The organism is Shimia aestuarii (genome assembly GCF_900114635.1).
Taxonomy (GTDB): domain Bacteria; phylum Pseudomonadota; class Alphaproteobacteria; order Rhodobacterales; family Rhodobacteraceae; genus Shimia; species Shimia aestuarii.
In genome coordinates, this window is record NZ_FOTQ01000010.1 from 60,213 (window position 1) to 82,582 (window position 22,370).

General features: G+C 61.0%; 19 protein-coding genes. 11 read left to right on the forward strand and 8 right to left on the reverse strand.

Features of this window, described 5'->3' with window-relative positions; genetic code table 11:
- Window positions 1-33: 33 nt before the first annotated feature.
- Window positions 34-438 (reverse strand): VOC family protein, encoded by a 405-nt coding sequence (locus BMZ35_RS18130; protein ID WP_093096063.1) that lies wholly within the window; start codon window positions 436-438, stop codon window positions 34-36.
- 43 nt (window positions 439-481) lie between these two features.
- Between BMZ35_RS18130 and BMZ35_RS18135 the strand changes: the two genes are divergently transcribed.
- Window positions 482-1,288 (forward strand): HTD2 family dehydratase, encoded by an 807-nt coding sequence (locus BMZ35_RS18135; RefSeq protein ID WP_093096065.1) that lies wholly within the window; start codon window positions 482-484, stop codon window positions 1,286-1,288.
- A gap of 4 nt (window positions 1,289-1,292) precedes the next feature.
- Here BMZ35_RS18135 and BMZ35_RS18140 read toward each other — a convergent pair whose 3' ends face one another.
- The gene (locus BMZ35_RS18140; RefSeq protein ID WP_093096068.1) at window positions 1,293-2,333 is read right to left on the reverse strand and encodes an NAD(P)/FAD-dependent oxidoreductase; all 1,041 of its coding nucleotides are present in this window, start codon (window positions 2,331-2,333) and stop codon (window positions 1,293-1,295) included.
- A 60-nt stretch (window positions 2,334-2,393) separates the two neighbouring features.
- Here BMZ35_RS18140 and mnmC2 point away from each other — a divergent pair, with 60 nt between their 5' ends.
- A complete protein-coding gene (gene mnmC2, locus BMZ35_RS18145) occupies window positions 2,394-3,071 on the forward strand; it encodes a tRNA (5-methylaminomethyl-2-thiouridine)(34)-methyltransferase MnmC2 (protein WP_093096071.1) in 678 nt (225 codons plus the stop codon).
- Complete coding sequence (locus tag BMZ35_RS18150) at window positions 3,068-3,943, forward strand: DMT family transporter (RefSeq protein WP_093096074.1); 876 nt, start codon at window positions 3,068-3,070, stop codon at window positions 3,941-3,943. Before mnmC2 ends, BMZ35_RS18150 begins: the two co-directional genes overlap by 4 nt.
- A gap of 26 nt (window positions 3,944-3,969) precedes the next feature.
- Here BMZ35_RS18150 and BMZ35_RS18155 read toward each other — a convergent pair whose 3' ends face one another.
- Window positions 3,970-4,263 carry a putative quinol monooxygenase gene (locus tag BMZ35_RS18155; RefSeq protein WP_093096078.1) on the reverse strand — a complete coding sequence of 98 codons (294 nt, stop codon included), beginning with the start codon at window positions 4,261-4,263 and terminating at the stop codon, window positions 3,970-3,972.
- Between the two features lie 84 nt (window positions 4,264-4,347).
- On the reverse strand, window positions 4,348-6,300 hold the full coding sequence (locus BMZ35_RS18160) for a lytic transglycosylase domain-containing protein (RefSeq protein ID WP_207503011.1): 1,953 nt from the start codon (window positions 6,298-6,300) through the stop codon (window positions 4,348-4,350).
- Window positions 6,301-6,463: 163 nt separating this feature from the next.
- On the opposite strand from BMZ35_RS18160, the gene dapA reads away from it, so the two are divergent.
- The gene (gene dapA / locus BMZ35_RS18165; protein WP_093096081.1) at window positions 6,464-7,336 is read left to right on the forward strand and encodes a 4-hydroxy-tetrahydrodipicolinate synthase; all 873 of its coding nucleotides are present in this window, start codon (window positions 6,464-6,466) and stop codon (window positions 7,334-7,336) included.
- Window positions 7,337-7,402: 66 nt separating this feature from the next.
- Here dapA and BMZ35_RS18170 read toward each other — a convergent pair whose 3' ends face one another.
- From BMZ35_RS18170 to ubiE, 4 genes are all read right to left on the reverse strand, one after another.
- Window positions 7,403-9,337 (reverse strand): DUF3604 domain-containing protein, encoded by a 1,935-nt coding sequence (locus BMZ35_RS18170; RefSeq protein WP_093096083.1) that lies wholly within the window; start codon window positions 9,335-9,337, stop codon window positions 7,403-7,405.
- A gap of 106 nt (window positions 9,338-9,443) precedes the next feature.
- Window positions 9,444-10,430: a 4Fe-4S dicluster domain-containing protein gene (locus BMZ35_RS18175; RefSeq protein WP_093096086.1), complete on the reverse strand. Its 987-nt coding sequence runs from the start codon at window positions 10,428-10,430 to the stop codon at window positions 9,444-9,446.
- A gap of 132 nt (window positions 10,431-10,562) precedes the next feature.
- Window positions 10,563-12,095: a 2-polyprenylphenol 6-hydroxylase gene (gene ubiB, locus BMZ35_RS18180; protein WP_093096088.1), complete on the reverse strand. Its 1,533-nt coding sequence runs from the start codon at window positions 12,093-12,095 to the stop codon at window positions 10,563-10,565.
- Window positions 12,092-12,844, reverse strand: coding sequence for a bifunctional demethylmenaquinone methyltransferase/2-methoxy-6-polyprenyl-1,4-benzoquinol methylase UbiE (gene ubiE, locus BMZ35_RS18185; RefSeq protein WP_093096091.1), 753 nt, complete (start codon window positions 12,842-12,844; stop codon window positions 12,092-12,094). The genes ubiB and ubiE overlap by 4 nt, the downstream gene beginning before the upstream one ends.
- A gap of 235 nt (window positions 12,845-13,079) precedes the next feature.
- On the opposite strand from ubiE, the gene mutM reads away from it, so the two are divergent.
- The 7 genes from mutM (at window position 13,080) to gyrB (ending at window position 22,272) form a co-directional block, all read left to right on the forward strand.
- Entirely contained in the window at window positions 13,080-13,931 is an 852-nt protein-coding gene (gene mutM / locus BMZ35_RS18190; RefSeq protein ID WP_093096094.1) for a bifunctional DNA-formamidopyrimidine glycosylase/DNA-(apurinic or apyrimidinic site) lyase, read from the forward strand.
- A gap of 65 nt (window positions 13,932-13,996) precedes the next feature.
- Window positions 13,997-14,773, forward strand: coding sequence for an enoyl-CoA hydratase (locus tag BMZ35_RS18195; protein ID WP_093096097.1), 777 nt, complete (start codon window positions 13,997-13,999; stop codon window positions 14,771-14,773).
- A 374-nt stretch (window positions 14,774-15,147) separates the two neighbouring features.
- Entirely contained in the window at window positions 15,148-15,411 is a 264-nt protein-coding gene (rpsT, locus tag BMZ35_RS18200; RefSeq protein ID WP_093096102.1) for a 30S ribosomal protein S20, read from the forward strand.
- A gap of 475 nt (window positions 15,412-15,886) precedes the next feature.
- Window positions 15,887-17,245, forward strand: coding sequence for a chromosomal replication initiator protein DnaA (dnaA, locus tag BMZ35_RS18205; RefSeq protein WP_093096104.1), 1,359 nt, complete (start codon window positions 15,887-15,889; stop codon window positions 17,243-17,245).
- A gap of 237 nt (window positions 17,246-17,482) precedes the next feature.
- Window positions 17,483-18,601, forward strand: a complete 1,119-nt coding sequence (dnaN, locus tag BMZ35_RS18210) for a DNA polymerase III subunit beta (protein ID WP_093096107.1) — start codon at window positions 17,483-17,485, stop codon at window positions 18,599-18,601.
- A 52-nt stretch (window positions 18,602-18,653) separates the two neighbouring features.
- The gene (gene recF / locus BMZ35_RS18215; protein ID WP_093096110.1) at window positions 18,654-19,760 is read left to right on the forward strand and encodes a DNA replication/repair protein RecF; all 1,107 of its coding nucleotides are present in this window, start codon (window positions 18,654-18,656) and stop codon (window positions 19,758-19,760) included.
- Between the two features lie 94 nt (window positions 19,761-19,854).
- Window positions 19,855-22,272 carry a DNA topoisomerase (ATP-hydrolyzing) subunit B gene (gene gyrB / locus BMZ35_RS18220; RefSeq protein WP_093096114.1) on the forward strand — a complete coding sequence of 806 codons (2,418 nt, stop codon included), beginning with the start codon at window positions 19,855-19,857 and terminating at the stop codon, window positions 22,270-22,272.
- Window positions 22,273-22,370 lie beyond the last annotated feature (98 nt).

Below are 22,370 nucleotides of genomic sequence, written 5' to 3' on the forward strand. Positions count from 1 at the left end.
TGAGTATTTTTGCCAAGATGAAGGAGCGGCGGTTTACGCCTGATCACGCGCCGTGCTGACCTCGAGAAGGTTATTATCCGGGTCGCGAATATAGAGCGACAGGATTGGCCCCGTTGCCCCGGTGCGCGCAATCGGGCCTTCCTCGACCGTGATGCCCAATCGCTCGAAATGGGCCTGCCAGACGTCCAGCGCGGTGTCGCTCAGAAAACAGAGATCAGCAGACCCCGGTGTCGGGTGCGCCGCTTTGGGGTCAAACTCCTGACCGGCGAGATGCAGGTTGATCTTTTGCTGCCCAAATTTGAGTGCCCAGCGCGTGCTCCCGTCTGCGGGCGTGAAGCGGCCCGCCTCCATACCCAGTACCTCGCGATAAAAGGTGACGGTGCGGTCCATATCGGCCACCGTGAGAACGAGGTGATCCAGTGATGTCAGTGTGGGCATGGCACCCCTTGTCCTTGTGTATGCACGGGCCTAGCGTGGCCCCATGCAGAATGACCTTTCCACAACCCATCGTCAAAGCGATCCCATCGACCCGGCCCGCGCCTCGGCCTGCCTGATCGCTCTTGATCACCCCTCCGAAATCGATGTTGGCACTCCCCTGCCACCGTTTTTCCATCACCTTTATTTCTGGCAGGCGATGCCACCGGGCGCATTGGGCCGGGATGGTCATCCCAAGGTGGGCGGGATCATTCCCGACATGGGCCTGCCCCGGCGCATGTGGGCCGGTGGGCGGCTGGAATTCCTCACACCCTTGCGTGCAGGCATTGCCGCGTCCAAGACAACCACTGTCGCCAAGGCCGAACACAAAGAGGGGCGCTCGGGGCCTTTGGGCTTTGTCACGCTCTGTCACGAGATCGAACAGGACGGCGCGATGGTACTGCGCGAGTATCAGGACCTTGTTTATCGTGAGGATCCCGCGCCTGACGTTGCCAAGCCTACGCCTCCACAGGCCCGGACCGACGAGGATTTCGCCTATACGCGCGGCTTCGACAGCACCTTGTTGTTCCGTTACTCGGCGCTGACCTTCAACGGGCACCGCATCCATTACGATCTCGACTATGCCCGTGAAGTCGAAGGTTATGACGGGCTTGTGGTGCATGGGCCTCTGCTGGCCCAACTGCTCATGTTGATGGCCGAGGAAAAGCTCGGGCAATTGCGCAGGTTTTCCTTCCGCGCCACCGCGCCCCTGATGCATTTCGAAGAAGCGGCCTTCTGTTGGGGCGGCGACGGCACCTGTTGGGTGCGGGGACCGGACGGGCGGCAATGCATGATTGCCGAGGCTGGCGCCTGAAGCCTTAGAGAGAGGCTTCTGCGCGGAATCCTTCCGGTATCTGGTCCTTTCCCTCCAACACGAGGTCGGCCATCACCTCGCTCACGCCCGGTGCCATGCCAAAGCCGATCTTGAACCCGCCATTGGCAATGAATTCCCCATCTCGTAACGGGTGATTGCCCAACATCGGCGCGCGGCTCTTGGCGCGCGGGCGCACCCCGGCCCAGCGCTCGATCACAGGCGCGCCCGCCAAGAGCGGGAACACATCACATGCCTGCGCGATCAGCTCTTCCAGCAACCCATCCGTGGCATCGGGAGACGCATACTCCCGCTCACTGGTCGAACCCACGGCCAGTGTGCCATCCGCATGTGGCACCACCAGCACCCCATCCGCCGACGAAAGCGGCGCGCCGCGCGCATCCAGCCCGAACAGCGCGGCCTGCCCCTTGACCCCGTTGCCCACCTGCCGTCCCAGCGCGTCGTTCAACCCCTGCAACCCGGCGACCCCGGTGGCCCAGACCACCTTGCCAACGAGATTCTCCGCCTCGCCGGTTTCCACCACGCCACCCCGTGCGCGGATCGCCCCGGCAAGCGCATGGCAGGCGCGGCGCGGATGCACCCGCGCGCTCAGGGTTTCGCGGATCACCTTGCCCGAGGTGCTTGCCGGGCACCAATCCCCCGCATCGGCGGCGTCGATCACCTCCCACACCGCCTTACCCTGCCAGAATGTGGCGGCGTTGACCGACCGCTCTTCGGCCAAGATCAATGCACGCTCGGTGTTGATCGGCTGCAACCGCCCAACCCGGCCAAAACCGGTGGGCAGGCCCGAGATCACTTCGACTTCGCGCCAGAAAGCTTCTGCCCCGATCAGACTCTGGAACTGGAACTCCTTGATGGCATTCCATCGTTCGGGCGCGTGGGGCGACAGCATACCAACGATCCCGCCGGAACAACCGGCGGCAATCCCGGTCCGGTCAATCACCCGCACCCGTGCCCCGCGCCGTGCACAGGCCCATCCGGTGGCAAGCCCGTAAATCCCGGCTCCAACAACCGTGACATCCACCATTGCCAAATCACCCCCGCTGGTCCAATCCTGCTGTTCTGACCTTCCATAAGGTATCCACGCATGAGCGACCAGCACGCAGATCTGGACTGGCGCGATGGGGCCATTCCTGTCTCAACCCGGTTCGACGACCCCTATTTCAGCCTCGACAACGGGCTGGCAGAAACCCGTCACGTGTTTCTGGACGGCAATGACCTGCCCAATCGCTTTGCGCCCGGCTTTCACATCGCAGAGCTTGGGTTTGGCACCGGGCTCAACCTGCTGACCGCGTGGATGGCATGGGACGCCTCGGGTCAGGAAGCCCCTCTGCGGTTCACCAGTTTTGAGGCTTTCCCGATGTCGGCGGATGAAATGGCCCGCGCGCTTGCCGCCTTTCCCGAGCAGGGAGAGTACCGCGACCGTCTGGTCACGGCCTGGCGCGAGGATCAAACCCTGCGCAGCCTCGACAACATCGACGCGCAGGTGATCATCGGCGACGCACGCGACACACTCGCCCAGCAGGATTTCCAAGCCGATGCTTGGTTCCTCGACGGGTTTTCCCCGGCCAAGAACCCTGAACTCTGGGACGCCAACCTGATGACACAGGTCGCCCATCACACAAAACCCGGCGGCACGGCGGCCACCTATACGGCGGCCGGTTTCGTGCGCCGCAACCTCACAGATGCCGGCTTTGACGTGACCCGCATCCCCGGCTTTGGCCGCAAACGCCACATGACCATCGCCCGAAAGCCCGCGCCATGACCGTTATCCGTCAGGACAACAATCGACTTGGCATCCTCCTGATGTGCCTGACGACCTTTGTCTTTGCCATGCAGGACGGCATTTCCCGTCTCCTTGCGGCAGAGTACAACACCTATCTCGTGGTGATGATCCGCTACTGGTTCTTTGCCCTTTTCGTGATCGCAATCTCCGCGCGGCGCAGTGGCGGGTTAAAGCGCGCCATCGCCACACAACACCCGTGGCTACAGGTCTTTCGCGGCGCGCTTCTGGCGTTGGAAATCTGTGTGACCGTGATCGCCTTTACTTTGCTGGGCCTGACAGAAACCCACGCCATATTCATCTGCTACCCCTTGATGATCGCTGCACTTTCCGGCCCGGTGCTTGGTGAGAAGGTCGGCTGGCGCCGCTGGGCCGCCATCGGCACCGGAACGCTCGGGGTTATGATCATCCTGCAACCGGGAACCGGCGTGTTTTCGCCCGTGGCCGCCATCCCGCTGCTGGGGGCGGTAATGTTCGCCGTTTACGGGCTGGTCACGCGCTATGTCTCTCGTCGTGACAGCTCGCAGGTCAGCTTCTTTTACACCGGCACCGTAGGCTGCGTGGTGATGACCGGGATCGGCCTTTTCTACTGGGAGCCGATCGCCGCCAAGGATTGGGCATGGATGGGAACGCTCTGCTGCACCGGCGCCCTTGGCCATTGGCTTTTGATCAAGACCTACGAGGCGGCTGAAGCCAGCGCGGTTCAGCCCTTTGCCTACCTGCAACTGCCCTTTGCCGCGGCGCTTGGCATGATCGCCTTTGGCGAAACCCTGAGGGTCAACGTGGCCGTCGGCGCGGTGATCGTGGTGGCCGCAGGTCTGTTCACCCTCTGGCGAGAGCGCCAGGCGGCATAGGCGCAGGACAACGTCCGAAACGCGGTCTACCCCTCGACCAGTTCATAGTGATGGATCATCCGGGACTCGACCAGTTCCTCTTCGATCGGGTCGATATGCGGCGTGCGGTAATCGTCGCCGACAAAGTCCTGCAGCGCCGCCAGATCGCGCCAGATCATGACAAAGCTGAACATGCGCGGATCGTCATGCGGCGCACCCGGCAGCACCTGAACAATACCTTCTGTCCCATGCATCAGGGGAATGGCGGTTTCGTGAAAGAACCGGGCAAAAGCCTCTTCTTGATGAGGACGGGTGCGAACCTGGAAAATGCGCATGATCATGGGAGCCTCCCTTTTGGAGCGCCCGCATCGACCTGCTCAATGCTCACATCCTATCAGAAGTTGGCTCTGATCACTACCGAATGCTCACCTTGTCGGCTTCACTGTCCCGCCCGCGATCTCCTGTCCAAACGGCACCGGGTGCGGGTCTTTGCCAAGCCGGGCGCGGTACACCGGCAGGCTCTCGGACACGCGCATCACGTAATTGCGGGTTTCGTTGAACGGGATCATCTCGATCCAGTCGACCATCTCTTCGGCGCTCTTGCCGCGCGGATCGCCGTTGCGCTCCATCCACTGCACGGGCCGCCCCGGTCCCGCGTTATACCCGGCGGACACCATGATGATGTTGCCGTCAAACTGATCCCCAAGCCCGGCAAGGTAGGCACTTCCAAGCCGCGCATTGTAATCCGGATCGGCGGTCAGCCACGCGTGGGAATAGACCTCGCCCGTCGCCGCCGCCACCTGACGCGCGGTGTTTGGCATCAACTGCATCAGCCCGCGCGCGCCGGCATGGCTCACCACCACCGGGTCAAACTCGCTCTCACGCCGGGCAATCGCCAGCGACAACTCTGTCGGCACGGGCAAATCCATGTTCTTGAGCGAATGCAGCGCATAATACGGCCCCGGCAGGGTGATCCCGCGCCGCACCATATTCTTGCCCAGCATAACTGCCACATGCGGCGCCCCGAGTTCCTGCGCCATTGTCCCCATCTGGCCCAGCCCGACACGGTCCTGACTCTCGCTCAGATGCACCCAGAACCTTTCGGCAAGGCTCAACTCCCCCGCATCGAGAAACAGGCGCGCGGCCTCGTGCACACTGGATGTTGTCCACGCGGCCTGCCGCCAGTCCGGGAACACCTCGTCCCCCCGCAGCGACTCGTCCCAGCCCATCCCGGCCTTTTCCGCCGCCAGCAACCCGTAAAAACTTGTTTGATGGGCACCACCAGCGGCATAGGCCTTCTGTGCGGTTTCCGCATCGCCCATCGCCTCATAGGCCCTGCCCATCCAATACCCCGCACGCCCAAGCGATATTGGCGTTTCCACCGATTGCGCAAAGCGCACGAAATGCGCCGCCGCCAGCTCTGGCTGGTTAAGGAACCGCAGCGCGATATAGCCGGCCAGCCACTCGCAATCGGAAAACCCATAGCCGATGTCCGGGGCCATCCCGTGCACTGCAGCGATGTCATAAGCCGTCTGATAGTTCCCGGCGCGCATCTCGCTGCGCACGAGGGAGCGGCGGCGCGGCGCCCATTCCGCAGGTTCACCCAGAGTCTTGGCCCGGCTCCGCTCCAGCAGGATTTCAATCGCCGCCTCGTCACGCCCCTTGCGATGCCGCCAGACAAAACGCTCATAGGCCAACCCCGGATCGTCCTGCAACGCCTGCGGAACCGCGGCAATCAGCGTATCCACCCCCTTGACCTGATCGCGTAGACCCAGCCGCGCCTTGGCCAGCAGAACCCAGCCCTCGGGCACCAATGGATACATGCGTTCCGCGTTGGTTTCCCAGCCCTTCCACAGCATCGCGTCAAGCCGCGCCGTGTGATGCGGTGCAAGCAGTTTGCCATAGCGTTCGACGAATTGCGCCTGCGTGCCCGCGTCCATCGCCATCGTGCGCCAGGCAACCACGATCCCGGCTTCCGCCGCACCCTGTTCGCCCTCTGCCCGCAACACGTCCGCATGACTCAGCGCACCAATTGCCGTCTGGGCGGGGCCATGCACATAGAATGACAATCTTTGCCGGGTCGAAGCGTCTTCGAAGGCCTCTTCCGACTGCTTGCGCAAATAATCCAGCCCCGGCCAGTCGCCCCGCCGTTCGAGAAACGCCAGAACCTCGTCGGGAGAACCTTCACCCGCACGCAGCCTGTGCCACTCCACGATATCGCGGGCCACCGGGCCAATCGGACGCACCGCTTCTGTGGCCTCTGCCCAGTCCTTGGCACGCACGGCCTGCAAAGCCGCCTTGAGCTGCGCATTGTCCTGCGCCGAAACCGGGATAACCAAGGAAACCAACACAAACAGTGCCAGGAGGAGACGCAACATGGCTTGCAATTTCCAATGCAAAAACGGATAGAGCCTGAACAATAAATCGCGGTCCAGCCTGCCTTCAACTCACAATCTTGGCAAGGCGGCGACTTATCGCTAGTGTCCGCGCGATTTCAATCCGGGCGATTTCCGCCCAGCTGCGCAAAAAAAGGAGCGTGCCATGTTCAAAGGGTCCTTCCCCGCACTCGTCACGCCGTTCACGAACGGCGAGCTGGATCTGGAAACGCTCAAGAAGCTGGTCGAATGGCATATCGGTGAAGGCACAAACGGCTTTGTTCCCGTCGGCACCACCGGCGAAAGCCCGACCCTGACCCATGCCGAACACGAATCCGTGGTCGAAGAGGTCGTGCGCGCCACCGCAGGCCGCGTGCCCGTCATCGCCGGTGCCGGGTCCAACAACACGCTCGAAGCGATCCGCCTTGCCCAGCATGCCGAAAAGGTCGGGGCCGACGCGATCCTCGTCGTCACGCCCTACTACAACAAGCCGACCCAGCGCGGCCTGATCGCGCATTTCACCGCCGTGCATGATTGCTGTGAACTGCCGATCATCATCTACAACATCCCCGGCCGCTCGGTTGTCGACATGACCCCGGAGACCATGGGCGAACTGGCCAAACTGCCCCGCATCGCGGGCGTCAAGGATGCGACCGGCGACCTGGCGCGCGTCAGCCAGCAGCGCGGCGCCTGTGGGCCCGATTTCATCCAGCTCTCGGGCGAGGACGCCACCGCCTTGGGGTTCAATGCTCACGGCGGCGTCGGTTGCATCTCGGTCACGGCCAACGTCGCGCCCAAGCTCTGCGCCGAGTTCCAGGCTGCGACGCTGGCGGGCGATTATGCCAAGGCGCTGGAATACCAGGACAGGCTGATGCCCCTGCACGAGGCCATCTTTGTCGAACCGGGCCTCGTGGGCGCAAAATATGCCATGTCCCGCCTTGGTCTGTGCAGCGACGAAGTGCGCCTGCCCCTGACCGGCCTGACCGATGAAACCAAGGCCCAGATCGACGCCGCGATGCGGCACGCCGGCCTGCTCTGAGCGCAAGGTATCCCCGAAAACAAAAGCCCCGGTCGCGTGACCGGGGCTTTTTTTGTCGCCGTAACCCTATCCTTGGGGCGTGTACCAGATCGGCGTTGTATAGGCGCGTTCCTGTTGTTCCGTCGGCGCCCCTTCCGGCATCTCCGCCCCAAGCCGCACCACGTCGTAGACGTACCAGGGCGGGGTTGGGATCTCGAGCACCCGCACGTAGTAGAACGCCCGCTGGCCAGCATCGAAATCCGGGTCTTCCCAGACCGCCACCAGCTCGGGCGCCCCGATCGAGTTGCTCCATGTGGCGGTGGCGACATCCACCGTGCTCCCCACCGCGGGCACCTTGCCGTTCTCTCCCGGCACGCGATCACCCGACCAGGCCACGTCATAGACCTTCTCTCCGGTCGTGCCATCTGCATTCACCCAGCCTTTGACAATCTGGATGCGATCCAGATTGGCCCCGATCGGATCACGCAACGCCGCCACAAGGAACGTGGGCGCCTTGCCCTCGGGCGCGGCAACCAGATCGCCACCCATGGGAACACCCTTGAGATACCCCACGGCAGACACCTCGCGGGTTTGCAGATCGGATTGGGCAAAGTCATACCCGCCAAAGAACCGCACGCTCATACGCGGCCCCGTGGTGCCATAAACCTCTTTGCGATCCATCGCGTCAAACAGCGACTCCCGCGTGTTTTCATGTGCCCAAACCGCCGTCAGCCCAGACGACAGCATCTGCCACGCAAACAGTTCGCCATTTTCGGTTTTCATGAACGGGTGGGTCATGCGTTCCGCCGACGGCTCGTACCCCGCATGCTTGCCCCAGAAGTTCTCTTCTTCGGCCGTGGCCAGCGATGTATGGGAATCGGTCGCCGCGATCATCCCGAACTTATACGGGTTGGTGCCAAGCTTCTCTTCCAGAACCAGACCGTTCTTGAGCGCTTCGCGGGCATACTCGTATTGCAGCATGTCTTCCGTCTTGGCTTCACTCAGATCAAGGTTGCCCACATCCCAGTTGTAATAATCCGCAAACTCATCATCCGGCGACAGGAACGGATGTGCCTCGCCATCGCCCTTGATTTGCGTGACCTCGTACATGCGCTCCCACTTGGCGCGCTGCCGGACATAGGTCTCGTCAATCGCACGCCCACTATACTGGGCATCCACCGGGAACATGATGCCGTTGGACAGGTTGCCGTTATGGGCAAACGCCATTGCCGCGCCGTTTGTTTTTTCCTCGTAGACCTCAAGGTACTTGTAGAGGTCCAGCGGGTCGGTGCTGCCAATCGGGGCCTGCGTGGTATATGGCACCACCAGCCCTGCCCGCTCTCTGCCATCGCGGAAGATCACGTTGCGGTGCATGTTGCCGCCATTGACCAGCGAGGTCCATTCAAAGCCGATGAAGGCAGTGAACTCGCCCGGTTCGTTATAGCGCTCTGCCGCGTCAATCACCTGTCCCCAGATGTTGGCATAGACCCGCGCGCCCGGCGAGTATTGCGCAAACATCTCGGGGTCTACTTTACCCTGCGAGAAGGTGGTAATCAGGTCCAGCGCCGTGTTCACGGCTTCCTGGCCGCCCGCTCGGAACCCTTTGGACCATCGCGCACCCTGCTCGTATCTTGTCACGTTGGGCGAGGCAGACAGTGCATCTATGATCATGCCCATGCCATCGGAATGGTCGGTCACCGCCAACCAGTCCAGCGGCCGCGACAGGCGCACGGGCAACCCGGTCGACGACATCACCTGTTCGCCGCGCGCAAACCGGTACGCTTCATCAAGACCCAGCCGGTTACCGAATCCCCCCGCGTCCATGCTCAATGCGGTATGAAGGTGATTGTCTCCCCAAAGCGGACGCTCCGGGAACTTTCGCTCGGCATATGGAGAGTAGGGTTTGCCCGCCGGGAAGACGCCCTCCAATTGTTCTGCACTTCCTTGATATTCTTGTGCCATTGCGGGCACCGCGCCCACTGTCAGCACGGACAAAGCCGTCGCCAAAACTGCATTTTTCATGATGCACACCCCCTTGAAAGAAAACTGAAATAATGATCTTCGCGCTCCGGTAGACTCAGCTTAGCGCAAAACACTCGACAAAATCACAAATTTTGCAATCAAAGGCTCATCCCGCATCAGTTGGCTTGCGCGCCGCGCGCCGCGCCAGTTTGGCCGCGAGGCTGGGTCCAACTCCCGGACGCGACCACGGACAGACCGAAATACAGATCGCACATCCATGGGTCTGGTTGAAGAACGGCAGGCATTTGTCAAAGTCGACATACCACTTGGACTCACCGCGTACGGTCTGCTTTTCCGCAAAAATCGCCTCGGGTGGACAGGCATCCTCGCAGATCCGACAATTGGCGCAAAAACCATCTATTCCGGTCTCAACTGCAGGCGTCGGCGCAAAAGGCGCATCGGTGAGCACCGCCGAGAGGCGAAAGGATGATCCCACCTCGGGGTTGATGATCGAACCGTGTTTGCCCAGCTCTCCGAATCCACAGGCCAGCGCGGGCGGGATCATCAGCAACGCCCCGGTCATCGGCCCCGTGACCGGTTCGGCCTCCCAGCCCTGCTCCCGCAACCAGCCCGCAACCATCTTGGCGACCGCAGCGGCCCGCCCGTATTGCGCCATCACTTCAAGCCCTGCGGCCAGGTCCGGGGATTGCGAAATCTCGGAGTAATCGTGTTGAACCCCCAACATGATCACACGTGACCGCGTGATCTGATGGCCTTGCATCACCCATTCCGGGCGCATCTCGGCCACGCCGGTCAATTCACACTCCCCTGCTGTCACAAACGCCGCAAGCGCCTCGGTCCAGTCATCCCGCTCAACCCTCTGTTCGGCCAATGCTGGCAGGGGCGCGTCCAGCACCACCTGCCGCGCGGCCCGCGCGTCTGCAAAAGCAGGCTCCTTGGCCGACTGACGATAGAAATACGCCTGAAGATCGCCATGGGGGATTTCGCTCGGATCCGGTGCCCAATACACCATGCGCGCCGCGCGCGGCTCTGTCTCGCCCAACCCGTTGATCACATTGCCCGACACATCCGGCACAAGCTTCACTTGCTCGGGATCAGGCGCAAAAGGTCGAAGATCAGAAACACGCGGCATAGCTCCAGCCTAACGACCCCGCCCTGTCTGACAAGAGTCATGATCCAGCCGGATCACACCGACGCCGACACTTTCTTTTTCCGAAAATACCCTGGGGGAGTCACAGCCGCGCTGTGACGGGGGCAACGCCCCCTAAACCACCGCCATCACCAGCGCCAGCACCCCGGCGCCGAAGACTGCTCCGCCGACCCCACCCATCAGGGCCACGGGCCACAAGCGCGGCTTGACCTGCTCCACCGGTGTCGCCTGCCGGATCAGCGCTTCTTCCACCAGCCCCGGCAACCGCGGCCCGAACCGCGCCAGCACGCGCGCAGTCTTGAGTAAATCCCGCCCAAAGGCGCGCGGCCCGATGCTGTCCTTGATATAACCAGCCACCACCGGCTTGGCGACGTCCCAGATGTTCACCCCCGGATCAAGCGAGCGCGCCACACCTTCGACCACGACCATCGTGCGCTGCAACAGGATCAGCTCGGTCCGGGTTTCCATCCCGAACCGCTCGGTCACCTCAAAGAGATAGTTCAGCAACCGCCCCATCGAGATCCGCGTCGCGTCCATGCCAAAGATCGGCTCACCCACGGCCCGCAGCGCCCGCGCAAACTCATCCACATCCCGGTCCGCCGGCACGTATCCGGCCTCGAAATGCACTTCGGCCACCCGCATGTAATCGCGCTGGATAAAGCCATAGAGGATCTCTGCATAAACCCGCCGCGTATATTCATCGATATGGCCCATGATGCCGAAATCGTAGGCGATGATGTCCCCGTTCGCGGCCACCTTCAGGTTGCCCTGATGCATGTCCGCGTGAAAATACCCATCCCTGAGCGCATGGCTCAGGAACAGCTCCAGCACCCGGCTGCCCAGCGCATGCCGGTCATGCCCCGCCGCGTCCAGCGCCGCATTGTCGCCCAGCGGCGCCCCCTCGGCCCAGCCCAGCGTCATCACCCGGCGCCCCGAGAACTCCCACTTGACCTCGGGCACCTGGAACCCGGCGTCATCCTTGGTGTTGGCGGCAAACTCGCTCGCCGAAGACGCCTCCAGCCGCAGATCCAATTCACCCGTCACCACCCCGTCGAAATGCTCGATCACGTCGCGCGGACGCAATCGGCGCGACGCGGGGGACAGGAACTCGATCGTGTCGGCGGCGAAATAGAAGGCGTCGATATCCTTGCGAAACGCCCGCTCGATCCCCGGACGCAACACCTTGACCGCCACCTCTTCGCCGGTCTCGCTCAGCCGGGCGCGGTGCACTTGCGCAATTGACGCTGCCGCGACCGGCTCGGAAAACTCCGAAAACACCTCGTCCACCGAGCGGTCCAGCTCGACCTGTACCGCCTGTTTCGCCAACTTTATGGAAAACGGCGGCAACTTGTCCTGCAACACGCGCAGCTCGGTCGCCATGCTTTCGCCCACCACGTCCGGGCGCGTCGAAAGCACTTGGCCGAACTTGATATAGGCCGGGCCCAGCGCTGTCAGCGCGCGCGGCACCGGCGGCATCGCCGGGTCACCCTTGTAGCCAAGCCATTGAAACGGCCAGACCAGCCCGCGCGCCGCAATCCGGATCAGCCGGGGCGCTTCAAAGGCATCCAGCACCACTTTCATGGCGCCCGTCCGCTCAAGCGTTGCGCCCGTACGGATCAGGCGCAGGATGTTATGCGGCCCTCTCACAGCTTCCAGCCCGAATGCAGCGCGGCAATACCCAGCGTCAGGTTACGATACTTGGCATTACCAAACCCGGCGGTTTTTACCATATCGAGAAAGGTCTCCTGATCCGGGAATTTGCGGATCGATTCCACGAGGTACTGATAACTGTCGCGATCATTGGCAATTGCCTGCCCCATACGCGGGATGATGTTGAAGGAATACAGGTCATAGACCTTCTGCATCATATCATTCGGGATCTGGCTGAACTCCAGCACCATCAGACGCCCGCCAGGTTTCAAAACCCGGTAGGCTTCGTTCAACGCCTCTTGCGGGCGGGTCACGTTCCGAATGCCGAAACTGATCGTGTAAACGTCGAACGTGTTGTCCTCGAACGGCAATGCCATCGCATCGCCCACCACCCAGTTCAGGCTGTCGGCCATCTGGTCGGCCTCGGCGCGCTTGCGTCCCTCGACCAGCATCGGCTCCGTCAGGTCAAGCACCGTGGCATGCCCGTGCCCGGCGCGCTTCAGGAACCGGAACGAGATGTCCCCGGTGCCCCCGGCCACATCCAGCAGACGTTGACCCGGGCGCGGCGCAAGCCAGTCCATCATCGCGTCCTTCCAGACCCGGTGAATGCCCATCGACATCACGTCGTTCATAATGTCGTATTTGCTGGCGACAGAGTTGAAGACCCCCTGCACCTTGCCGGCTTTTTCCGCTTCGGGGACAGTGGTGAACCCGAAATGTGTGGTGGTCTGATCTTTGTCGCTCATGGCCCCGACCGTCTTGATACGTCCCGCACTTCATATAGAGGCTTTGGAGGGCATACAATGCGGCGATTTCTTTGACTGAAATACTGGCCAGCGCCTGTCCGCGCGCAGCGAAAGCGCCGTGGTCCCGGCCACGGATACACATGCTTCACGCGCCTACCACTACCGCAGAAACCGACTCCCTCTGTGGCGTGCTTTATGCAAAACAGGAACGGCGCAACAATCTCCGAGGCCGCCCATGCCCGAACTCCCCGAAGTCGAAACCGTCCGTCGCGGCCTGCAACCCGCCATGGAAGGCGCGGTCATCGCAACAGCGCAGGTCAACCGCCCCGACCTGCGCTGGCCCTTCCCGGAAAACATGGCACAACGACTGACCGGCGCGCGTGTCGACCAGCTGCGCCGTCGTTCCAAATACATCCTCGCCGATCTCTCGACCGGGGAAACCCTGCTCATTCATCTGGGCATGTCGGGCCGCATGACCGTGTCCGGCGATCCTTTGGGCCAGTTCGTGCATGAACACCCCAAGGCCGAAAAACACGATCATGTCGTGTTTGACATGGACAACGGCGCGCGCATCACCTTCAACGACCCGCGACGCTTTGGCGCGATGGATCTCTTGCCGACGCCTGAGATCGACACCCACCCGCTTCTGGCCAAGCTTGGCCCCGAGCCCTTGGGCAACAGTTTTCACGAAACATACCTCGTAGAGCGACTCAAAGGGCGCAATACCCCGATCAAATCCGCGCTTCTGGATCAGCGCATCGTGGCCGGGTTGGGCAATATCTATGTTTGCGAGGCCCTGTTCCGGGCCGGGATAACACCACGTCGCAAGGCCGGAGCGCTGTCTTCCACTCGCGTGCACGCGCTAGTCCCCATCATCCGCGACGTGCTTTCCGAAGCCATCGCCGCCGGGGGATCGTCGCTCAGGGATTTCCGCCAAGCCGATGGCGAGCTTGGCTATTTTCAGCACAGTTTCGATGTCTACGGACGCGAAGGAGAGCGCTGCCGAAAGACGGGGTGCAATGGCACGATCCGGCGAATCACACAGTCCGGGAGATCCTCCTTCTACTGTGCGCAATGCCAAAGATAACTTGATCCATGGCGCGCAAATGGTAAGGAATCACTCCTGACCGGAACAAGAGAAAGCACGAAACCATGGCTTTTGAGACGATCATCGTCGAAATCGAAGACCACGTTGCCCTGATCAAGCTGAACCGCCCCGATGCGCTGAACGCCTTGAATCAGACCCTCACCCGCGAACTGATGCAGGCGCTGGAAGAGGCCGATGCCAATGACAAGGTGCGTTGCATCGTCCTGACCGGCTCCGAGAAAGCCTTTGCCGCTGGTGCCGACATCAAGGAAATGGCCTCGATGAGCTTTGCCGAGGTGAACACGGCCAACCTGTTCGCCGCCCTTGGCGACGGCATCCAGCAGATCCGCAAGCCCGTGATCGCGGCGGTCTCCGGCTATGCGCTGGGCGGTGGTTGTGAGCTGGCAATGGCCTGTGACTTCATCATCGCGTCCGACACGGCCAAGTTCGGCCAGCCGGAAATCAACCTCGGCGTCATTGCCGGGATCGGCGGATCCCAGCGCCTGACCCGCGCCGTGGGCAAGGCCAAGTCGATGGACATGAACCTGACGGGCCGTTTCATGGACGCCGAAGAGGCCGAGCGCGCCGGACTGGTCAGCCGCGTCGTCCCGGCCAAGAAGCTGATGGAAGAAGCGCTGGGCGCTGCCCAGAAAATCGCCGAGAAATCGCTTCTCACGGCACGCACCGCGAAAGAGGCGGTGAACCGCAGCTTCGAAAGCACCCTGGCCGAGGGCCTGCTGTTCGAACGCCGCGTGTTCCATTCGCTGTTTGCAACCGAGGATCAGAAGGAAGGCATGGCCGCGTTCATCGAAAAGCGCCAGCCGCAATTCCGCGACAAGTAAGCGTCAGATCACCTGCCGCAATTCACGCCGCCCGCGCCCGCCGGGCGGCGTTTTCATGCGTACTTGTTGACGGGCCCGAAATGTTTTCGGGAATGGCCGGAACCACGCGCCGGGCACCGGATCGCCTGAATCGTTCTGGAAATACGGACGCAATACCGACGTTATACCGACGCGATACCGATGCCCGTTTTTTGCCGCTCCCCGACCGACTCAGATTCGCCTTGGCAAACCGACCCAAAGAAGCTATACGCCGCCCCCATACATGCGCGTGCAGCCCGCTCAGGCTTGAATCGATTCTCTCCAACCGGGAGAGGCCCGTTCGGGACGTGGCACGCATTAACATACGAACCGAACCAAGTAAGGGTCTAAGATTCATGGCAAATTCGCCCCAAGCAAAGAAACGCGCCCGTCAGAACGAGCGTCGTCTGGCCGTCAACAAAGCACGCCGTTCGCGCATCCGCACCTTCCTGCGCAACGTTGAAGAAGCCATCGCCTCCGGCGACAAGGAAGCCGCAACCGCGGCACTTCGCGCAGCCCAGCCCGAACTGATGCGCGGCGTCACCAAGGGCGTCTACCACAAGAACACCGCTTCGCGGAAAATGTCCCGCCTCGCGGCTCGGGTCAAAGCTCTGGCCTGATTCCGGCGCCAAGCTATTGATTGAAAAGACGTCACCATTGGTGGCGTCTTTTTGTTTTTCCCCCGACCAAAATGGGGCTTGGAGATTCTTTTTGGCAAAACCCCGAGTCAAGTTCGAAGATCGGTTGCCGGGCCACGGATCAACTTGCTAATTTCGGTCTTGCGATTCACATCGCGTTGGGGGGAACAGACGCCAAAACGTAATGGTTTGCGCCATTCCGGGCGACTCTTCGGGAGCACTCTGCCAGAGCGCCGACCGATCGGGTCTCGGGTTTGTATGGTCTGCACCTGTTCCTATGGAATTGCGCACATGCGCATTTGACAAACAACTTGGCCGGAAATGGGACTCCGGGCGAGAGGGGTAACGTTTGTTCAAGGAAGCCGTAACTTCCTTCCGCCAGAATGATGTGTTTCGGGATCTATGGGATAAACCGGGCAGAGCCCGGTCACGCACGGCTGAAGGAAAACGGGGACAGATGACACAGGAACAATGGGGCGTATTGCGGCAAGACCTTCTCAAGACGATCGGGCAGAACAACTACAAAACGTGGATTGAACCCATCGAATTTTCCGAGGTTTCGGAGGGCGTTGCGACATTCCACGTGCCAACCAATTTCATCGGGAACTATGTCTCGCAGAACTATGGCGACCTGATTCTGCATCAACTCACCAAGTCGGGTGCATCCGTTCAGCGCATCAACTTCAAGGTTCCCGCCAACCTGTCCACCCGTCCGGCGGCCTCGCCGGCAGCCAAGCCAGCCGCTCCGAAGGCAGAGGATACCCGTGATAATGACATCGCTGGGGCCCCGCTTGATCCGCGCTTCACTTTCGATAGTTTCGTTGTCGGCAAGCCAAACGAGTTGGCCAATGCCGCCGCGCGCCGCGTGGCCGAGGGTGGTCCGGTCACATTCAACCCACTGTTCCTTTATGGGGGCGTCGGCTTGGGCAAAACCCACCTGATGCACGCCATCGCATGGGAGCTTCAGGCCCGTCGCCCGGAATTGAACGTGCTCTATCTTTCGGCAGAGCAATTCATGTACCGTTTCGTTCAGGCTCTGCGCGACCGCAAGATGATGGACTTCAAGGAAATGTTCCGGTCGGTCGACGTTCTCATGGTCGACGATGTTCAGTTCATCGCTGGCAAAGACAGCACACAAGAAGAGTTTTTCCATACCTTCAACGCGCTGGTGGATCAGAACAAGCAGATCATCATCTCTGCCGACCGGGCACCGGGCGAAATCAAGGATCTCGAAGACCGCATCAAGAGCCGCCTGCAATGCGGCCTCGTTGTGGACCTGCATCCGACCGACTACGAGTTGCGCCTTGGCATTCTGCAATCCAAGGTCGACAGCTACCGCGCACAATACCCCGAGCTTCAGCTTGCGGATGGTGTTCTCGAGTTCCTCGCGCATCGGATTTCTACCAATGTGCGCGTTCTCGAAGGCGCTCTGACCCGTCTCTTTGCCTTCGCCTCGCTCGTGGGCCGCGAGATCACCATGGAACTGACGCAAGACTGCCTTTCGGACGTTCTGCGCGCGTCCGAGCGCAAGATTTCGGTCGAGGAAATCCAGCGCAAGGTGGCCGAGCATTACAACATTCGCCTTTCGGACATGATCGGCCCAAAACGGGTACGCACCTTTGCCCGCCCGCGGCAGGTGGCGATGTATCTTTGCAAACAGTTAACTTCGCGTTCGCTGCCCGAGATCGGGCGCCGTTTCGGCGGGCGCGACCACACCACGGTCATGCATGGCGTCAAGCGCATCGAAGAGCTGCGCGCACAGGATGGCCAAATGGCCGAAGACCTCGAACTTCTGCGCCGCGCACTCGAAGCCTGAGCGACAAGCAACTCAAAACCGATTTCCAAGGCGTTTTCAAACGCCTTGGCCCCTCTCCGGTGACGCTGGAATGCCGCGACTCTGGCGGTTTGCAGGAAAAACCGCCCCCAAACGCACCCGCATTTCTCTCCATGTCTTGACGCTCCCCTGAAAGCGTCGGAAAAAACAACAAAAAGCTTGAGCCGACGGGGGATTGCGTTACCTTGCCCCTCCCCGGCATGGATGAGGGAAGAGGATATGAAACTCAGTATCGAACGTGGTGTGCTGCTCAAGGCCGTTTCTCAGGCGCAGTCTGTTGTTGAACGCCGCAACACCATCCCGATCCTTGCGAACGTCCTGATCGAGGCCGAAGGCAACACGGTTCAGTTCCGCGCGACCGATCTTGATATCGAGGTTGTCGACAAGGCGCCCGCCATGGTCGAACGCGCCGGCGCCACCACTGTTGCGGCGACCACGCTGCATGAGATCGTGCGCAAGCTTCCCGACGGGGCGCTCGTCACGCTAACCGACGACGGCGCCGCTGGGCGTCTCACCGTGGAAGCAGGGCGGTCCAACTTTTCGCTGGCCACCCTGCCCAAGGAAGACTTCCCGGTCATGGCGAGCTCGGAGTATTCCAGCAACTTTTCGGCCCCCGCACCCGTGCTGCGTCGCCTGTTCGACAAGTCGAAATTCGCCATTTCTACTGAAGAGACCCGTTATTACCTGAACGGTGTATACATGCACGTCTCCGATGCCGACGGCGGTAAAGTGCTGCGTTGTGTCGCCACAGACGGTCACCGCCTCGCACGCATTGATGCGGACCTGCCCGATGGGGCCTCGGACATGCCCGGTGTGATTGTGCCGCGCAAGACCGTCGGCGAATTGCGTAAGCTTCTGGACGACGATGACATGTCGATCGCCGTTTCAGTGTCGGAAACCAAGGTGCGTTTCGCTACTCCCGACATCACGCTGACGTCCAAGGTAATCGACGGCACTTTCCCGGATTACACCCGTGTGATCCCCGCCGGAAACACCCGCAAGATGGAAGTGGACGCCACGGAGTTTGCTCAAGCCGTCGACCGGGTCGCCACCGTGTCGTCCGAACGCTCACGCGCAGTGAAACTGCAACTCGACGAAGACCGCCTTATCCTGTCGGTCAACGCCCCGGATAGCGGAGCCGCCGAAGAAGAATTGGCAGTTGCCTATGGCGACGAGCGTCTGGAAATTGGTTTCAACGCGAAATACCTGCTCGAGATTGCCAGCCAGGTGGATCGCGAAAACGCCGTGTTCCTGTTCAACTCGGCCGGTGATCCGACCCTGATGCGGGAAGGCAATGATACCAGCGCGGTCTATGTGGTGATGCCGATGCGCGTGTGACGCGCGTCGGAACGCCAGCAGCGCGCGTATTTTGGGAACATGAAAGGGCGGCATGGGGTCTCTGCATCTCTCACACCTGTCGCTTTCGCATTTCCGCTCGCACAAGAAGGCGACCATCGCCTGTGACCCGCGCCCCATTGCGATCTTTGGTCCCAATGGGGCAGGCAAAACCAACATCCTTGAGGCAGTCTCGCTGTTTTCTCCGGGGCGTGGCCTGCGCCGCGCCAGCGCCGAGGACATGACCCGCCGCCCCGAGGCGTTGGGCTGGAAACTCTCAGGCCTTTTGCACTCCGGCGACCAAACCCACGAGATCGATATCCGCTCGGAAGGCGGCACGGCGCGGCAGGTTCGGATCGACGACAAAGCTGCCCCTCAGACCGCTCTGGCGCGCATTTCGCGGGTGCTCTGGCTGATCCCGGCCATGGACCGGCTCTGGATCGAGGGCGCGGATGGGCGGCGGCGGTTTCTGGATCGCATGACGCTGAGTTTCTTTCCAGATCATGCCGAGGCGACGCTCGCCTATGAAAAGGCCATGCGAGAACGCAATCGTTTGCTCAAGGAACAGGTGAGCGACGCGCATTGGTACGCCGCGCTGGAGCGTCAGATGGCGGCGTCGGGGCATCGCATTCACCGGAACCGCCAAGAGGCGTTGGCACGCCTCTCAAGCGCGCAAGAGGCCGCTGAAACCGCCTTTCCCACCGCTGAACTGGAGCTGACCCAAAGCGAAGGCGGCATGCCGGATACCGAAAAGGATTTGCGCGCGGCCCTGTCCGAGAGCCGCTTTCGCGATATTGCCGCCGGGCGCGCTTTGGTGGGTCCGCACAGAAGCGACCTCTACGGGGTTTTTGCGGCCAAGGGCGTTCCGGCGCGAGACTGTTCAACGGGCGAGCAAAAGGCGTTGTTGGTGTCACTGATCCTGGCTAATGCCCGTGCGTTGAAACAGGACTTAGGGGCCGCGCCCTTGTTGTTGCTGGACGAGGTAGCGGCGCATTTGGATCAGGACCGGCGCGCGGCGCTCTACGACGAGATTTGCGCACTGGGCGCGCAGGCTTGGATGACAGGGACGGAACCGGGGCTATTCGAAGCGTTGAGCGAACGCGCACAGTATCTCGAAGTGACCGAAACCCAAGGCATTTCAGAGGTTTCGGAAAGTCGCTGATACGCGCCGTAACGTTGGTGGAAATTTCGGTCAATTGCGTGACATCCCCCCCAAAGACCGATATAAATTCGTGAAACGAAAAAGGGCGGCATGAATGTCTGACAACGCGCAAAACACCGAGCAATACGGCGCGGATTCCATTAAAGTTCTCAAAGGCTTGGAAGCTGTTCGCAAACGGCCCGGCATGTATATCGGCGATACCGATGATGGCTCTGGCCTGCACCATATGGTGTATGAGGTCGTGGACAACGGCATTGACGAGGCGCTGGCCGGTCATGCCGACGCCGTCACCGTGAAAATCCACGCCGATAGCTCGGTCTCGGTGAGCGACAACGGGCGCGGTATCCCGGTTGATATCCACGCCGAAGAAGGCGTCTCCGCTGCCGAGGTCATCATGACCCAGCTGCACGCAGGTGGTAAGTTCGACAGCAACTCGTACAAAGTGTCAGGTGGTCTGCACGGTGTGGGCGTTTCAGTTGTGAACGCTCTGTCTGTTTGGCTTGAGCTGCGCATCTGGCGCGATGGCAAAGAGCATTTTGCCAAATTCGAACACGGCGAAACCTCTGAGCACCTGCGTGTCGTGGGCGACGCCAATGGCCGCAAGGGCACCGAGGTACGCTTCCTTGCCTCGACTGACACATTCTCCAACCTCGAGTATTCGTTCGAAACGCTGGAGAAGCGCCTGCGCGAACTGGCCTTCCTGAACTCGGGCGTGCGGATCATTCTCGAAGATGAACGTCCCGCCGAGCCGCTGCGCACAGAGCTTTTCTATGACGGTGGCGTGAAGGAATTCGTCAAATATATTGACCGCCACAAAACCCCTATGATGGAAGCCCCGATCTATGTGAAGGGCGAACGCGATGAAATCGGCGTCGAGGTCGCGATGTGGTGGAATGACAGCTACCACGAAACCGTCTTGCCCTTTACCAACAACATCCCTCAGCGGGATGGCGGCACCCATATGGCGGGCTTCCGGGGAGCGCTGACCCGGACCTTGCAAAAATATGCTCAGGAAAGCGGGATCGCAAAAAAAGAGAAGGTCTCCTTTACCGGTGATGACGCTCGTGAAGGCCTGACCTGCGTACTCTCAGTCAAGGTGCCTGATCCGAAATTCTCCTCCCAAACCAAGGACAAGCTTGTTTCATCCGAGGTGCGTCCGGCTGTTGAAGGGCTGATGAACGAGAAACTGGCTGAATGGTTCGAGGAAAACCCCACCGAAGCCAAGGTGATCGTAACCAAGATCGTCGAAGCCGCGCATGCCCGCGAAGCCGCCCGCAAGGCGCGTGAACTGACCCGTCGTAAAACAGCGATGGATGTGAATTTCCTCGCAGGGAAACTGAAGGATTGTTCCGAGAAAGACCCCTCCAAGACCGAAGTCTTTCTGGTCGAGGGGGATTCGGCAGGTGGATCGGCCCAGACCGGACGGGACCGGATGACCCAGGCCATTCTGCCCCTGCGCGGCAAGATCCTAAACGTGGAACGCGCCCGGTTCGACCGCATGCTGTCCAGCCAGGAGATCGGCAACCTTGTCATGGCGCTTGGCACCGGGATTGGCCGAGACGAGTTCAACATCGACAAGCTGCGCTACCACAAGATCGTCATCATGACCGATGCCGACGTGGACGGCGCACATATTCGCACCCTGCTCCTGACCTTCTTCTATCGTCAGATGCCGGAACTGATCGAAAAAGGGCACCTCTACATTGCCCAGCCGCCGCTCTATAAAGTGGCACGTGGCAAATCCGAGGTCTATCTCAAGGATCAGGCCGCGCTGGATGACTACTTGATTGAACAAGGCATCGAGGGTGCCTCGCTGCGTCTGGGTTCTGGCGAAGAGATTATCGGGCAAGATTTGGCGCGCGTTGTAGGCGAGGCTCGTCAACTCAAACGTGTGCTGGATGCATTCCCAACACATTATCCGCGCCATATCCTTGAACAGGCAGCCATTGCCGGGGCCTTTGTGCCGGGTGCCGTAGATGCCGACCTGCAAGGCGTGGCCGACAAGGTCGCCGCGCGGCTCGACCTGATCGCACTGGAATATGAACGGGGCTGGCAGGGTCGGATCACGCAAGACCACGGCATTCGCCTCGCGCGCATCTTGCGTGGTGTGGAAGAGGTCCGCACGCTGGACGGCCCCATGCTGCGCTCGGGCGAGGCGCGCAAGACCGGCAGTTTCACGCAGAGCCTGCAAGAAATCTATGGCACCGCGGCGACTCTGAACCGCAAGGATCGAGCGCAAATCATCCACGGTCCACTGGACCTGTTGGATGCCATCTTGAAAGAAGGTGAGAAGGGGTTGTCCCTACAGCGCTACAAAGGTCTGGGCGAGATGAACCCGGATCAACTTTGGGAAACCACGCTTGACCCTGATGCCCGCACTTTGCTGCAGGTCAAGGTCGAAGACATGGCCGAAGCTGACGACCTTTTCACCAAGTTGATGGGCGACGTCGTCGAACCCCGCCGCGAGTTCATCCAGAAAAACGCGCTCAGTGTTGAGAATTTGGATTTCTGAGAGAGTTGTAGGGATTCCCACAGCACTGTGGATTTCGATCAAAGCGTACGTGAGCCCTTTCGATTCAAGATGCCCCGCCAAAAGACGCAGGGCATTAT

Coding starts and splice junctions, on each gene's coding strand:
- ubiE (WP_093096091.1), bottom strand. CDS start 12,844: ATGAGCGACAAAGATCAGACCACCACACATTTCGGGTTCACCACTGTC.
- BMZ35_RS18195 (WP_093096097.1), top strand. CDS start 13,997: ATGGCTTTTGAGACGATCATCGTCGAAATCGAAGACCACGTTGCCCTG.
- dnaA (WP_093096104.1), top strand. CDS start 15,887: ATGACACAGGAACAATGGGGCGTATTGCGGCAAGACCTTCTCAAGACG.
- BMZ35_RS18150 (WP_093096074.1), top strand. CDS start 3,068: ATGACCGTTATCCGTCAGGACAACAATCGACTTGGCATCCTCCTGATG.
- BMZ35_RS18170 (WP_093096083.1), bottom strand. CDS start 9,337: ATGAAAAATGCAGTTTTGGCGACGGCTTTGTCCGTGCTGACAGTGGGC.
- dnaN (WP_093096107.1), top strand. CDS start 17,483: ATGAAACTCAGTATCGAACGTGGTGTGCTGCTCAAGGCCGTTTCTCAG.
- gyrB (WP_093096114.1), top strand. CDS start 19,855: ATGTCTGACAACGCGCAAAACACCGAGCAATACGGCGCGGATTCCATT.
- dapA (WP_093096081.1), top strand. CDS start 6,464: ATGTTCAAAGGGTCCTTCCCCGCACTCGTCACGCCGTTCACGAACGGC.
- BMZ35_RS18160 (WP_207503011.1), bottom strand. CDS start 6,300: ATGTTGCGTCTCCTCCTGGCACTGTTTGTGTTGGTTTCCTTGGTTATC.
- mnmC2 (WP_093096071.1), top strand. CDS start 2,394: ATGAGCGACCAGCACGCAGATCTGGACTGGCGCGATGGGGCCATTCCT.
- mutM (WP_093096094.1), top strand. CDS start 13,080: ATGCCCGAACTCCCCGAAGTCGAAACCGTCCGTCGCGGCCTGCAACCC.
- BMZ35_RS18140 (WP_093096068.1), bottom strand. CDS start 2,333: ATGGTGGATGTCACGGTTGTTGGAGCCGGGATTTACGGGCTTGCCACC.
- BMZ35_RS18175 (WP_093096086.1), bottom strand. CDS start 10,430: ATGCCGCGTGTTTCTGATCTTCGACCTTTTGCGCCTGATCCCGAGCAA.
- BMZ35_RS18155 (WP_093096078.1), bottom strand. CDS start 4,263: ATGATCATGCGCATTTTCCAGGTTCGCACCCGTCCTCATCAAGAAGAG.
- BMZ35_RS18130 (WP_093096063.1), bottom strand. CDS start 438: ATGCCCACACTGACATCACTGGATCACCTCGTTCTCACGGTGGCCGAT.
- recF (WP_093096110.1), top strand. CDS start 18,654: ATGGGGTCTCTGCATCTCTCACACCTGTCGCTTTCGCATTTCCGCTCG.
- BMZ35_RS18135 (WP_093096065.1), top strand. CDS start 482: ATGCAGAATGACCTTTCCACAACCCATCGTCAAAGCGATCCCATCGAC.
- rpsT (WP_093096102.1), top strand. CDS start 15,148: ATGGCAAATTCGCCCCAAGCAAAGAAACGCGCCCGTCAGAACGAGCGT.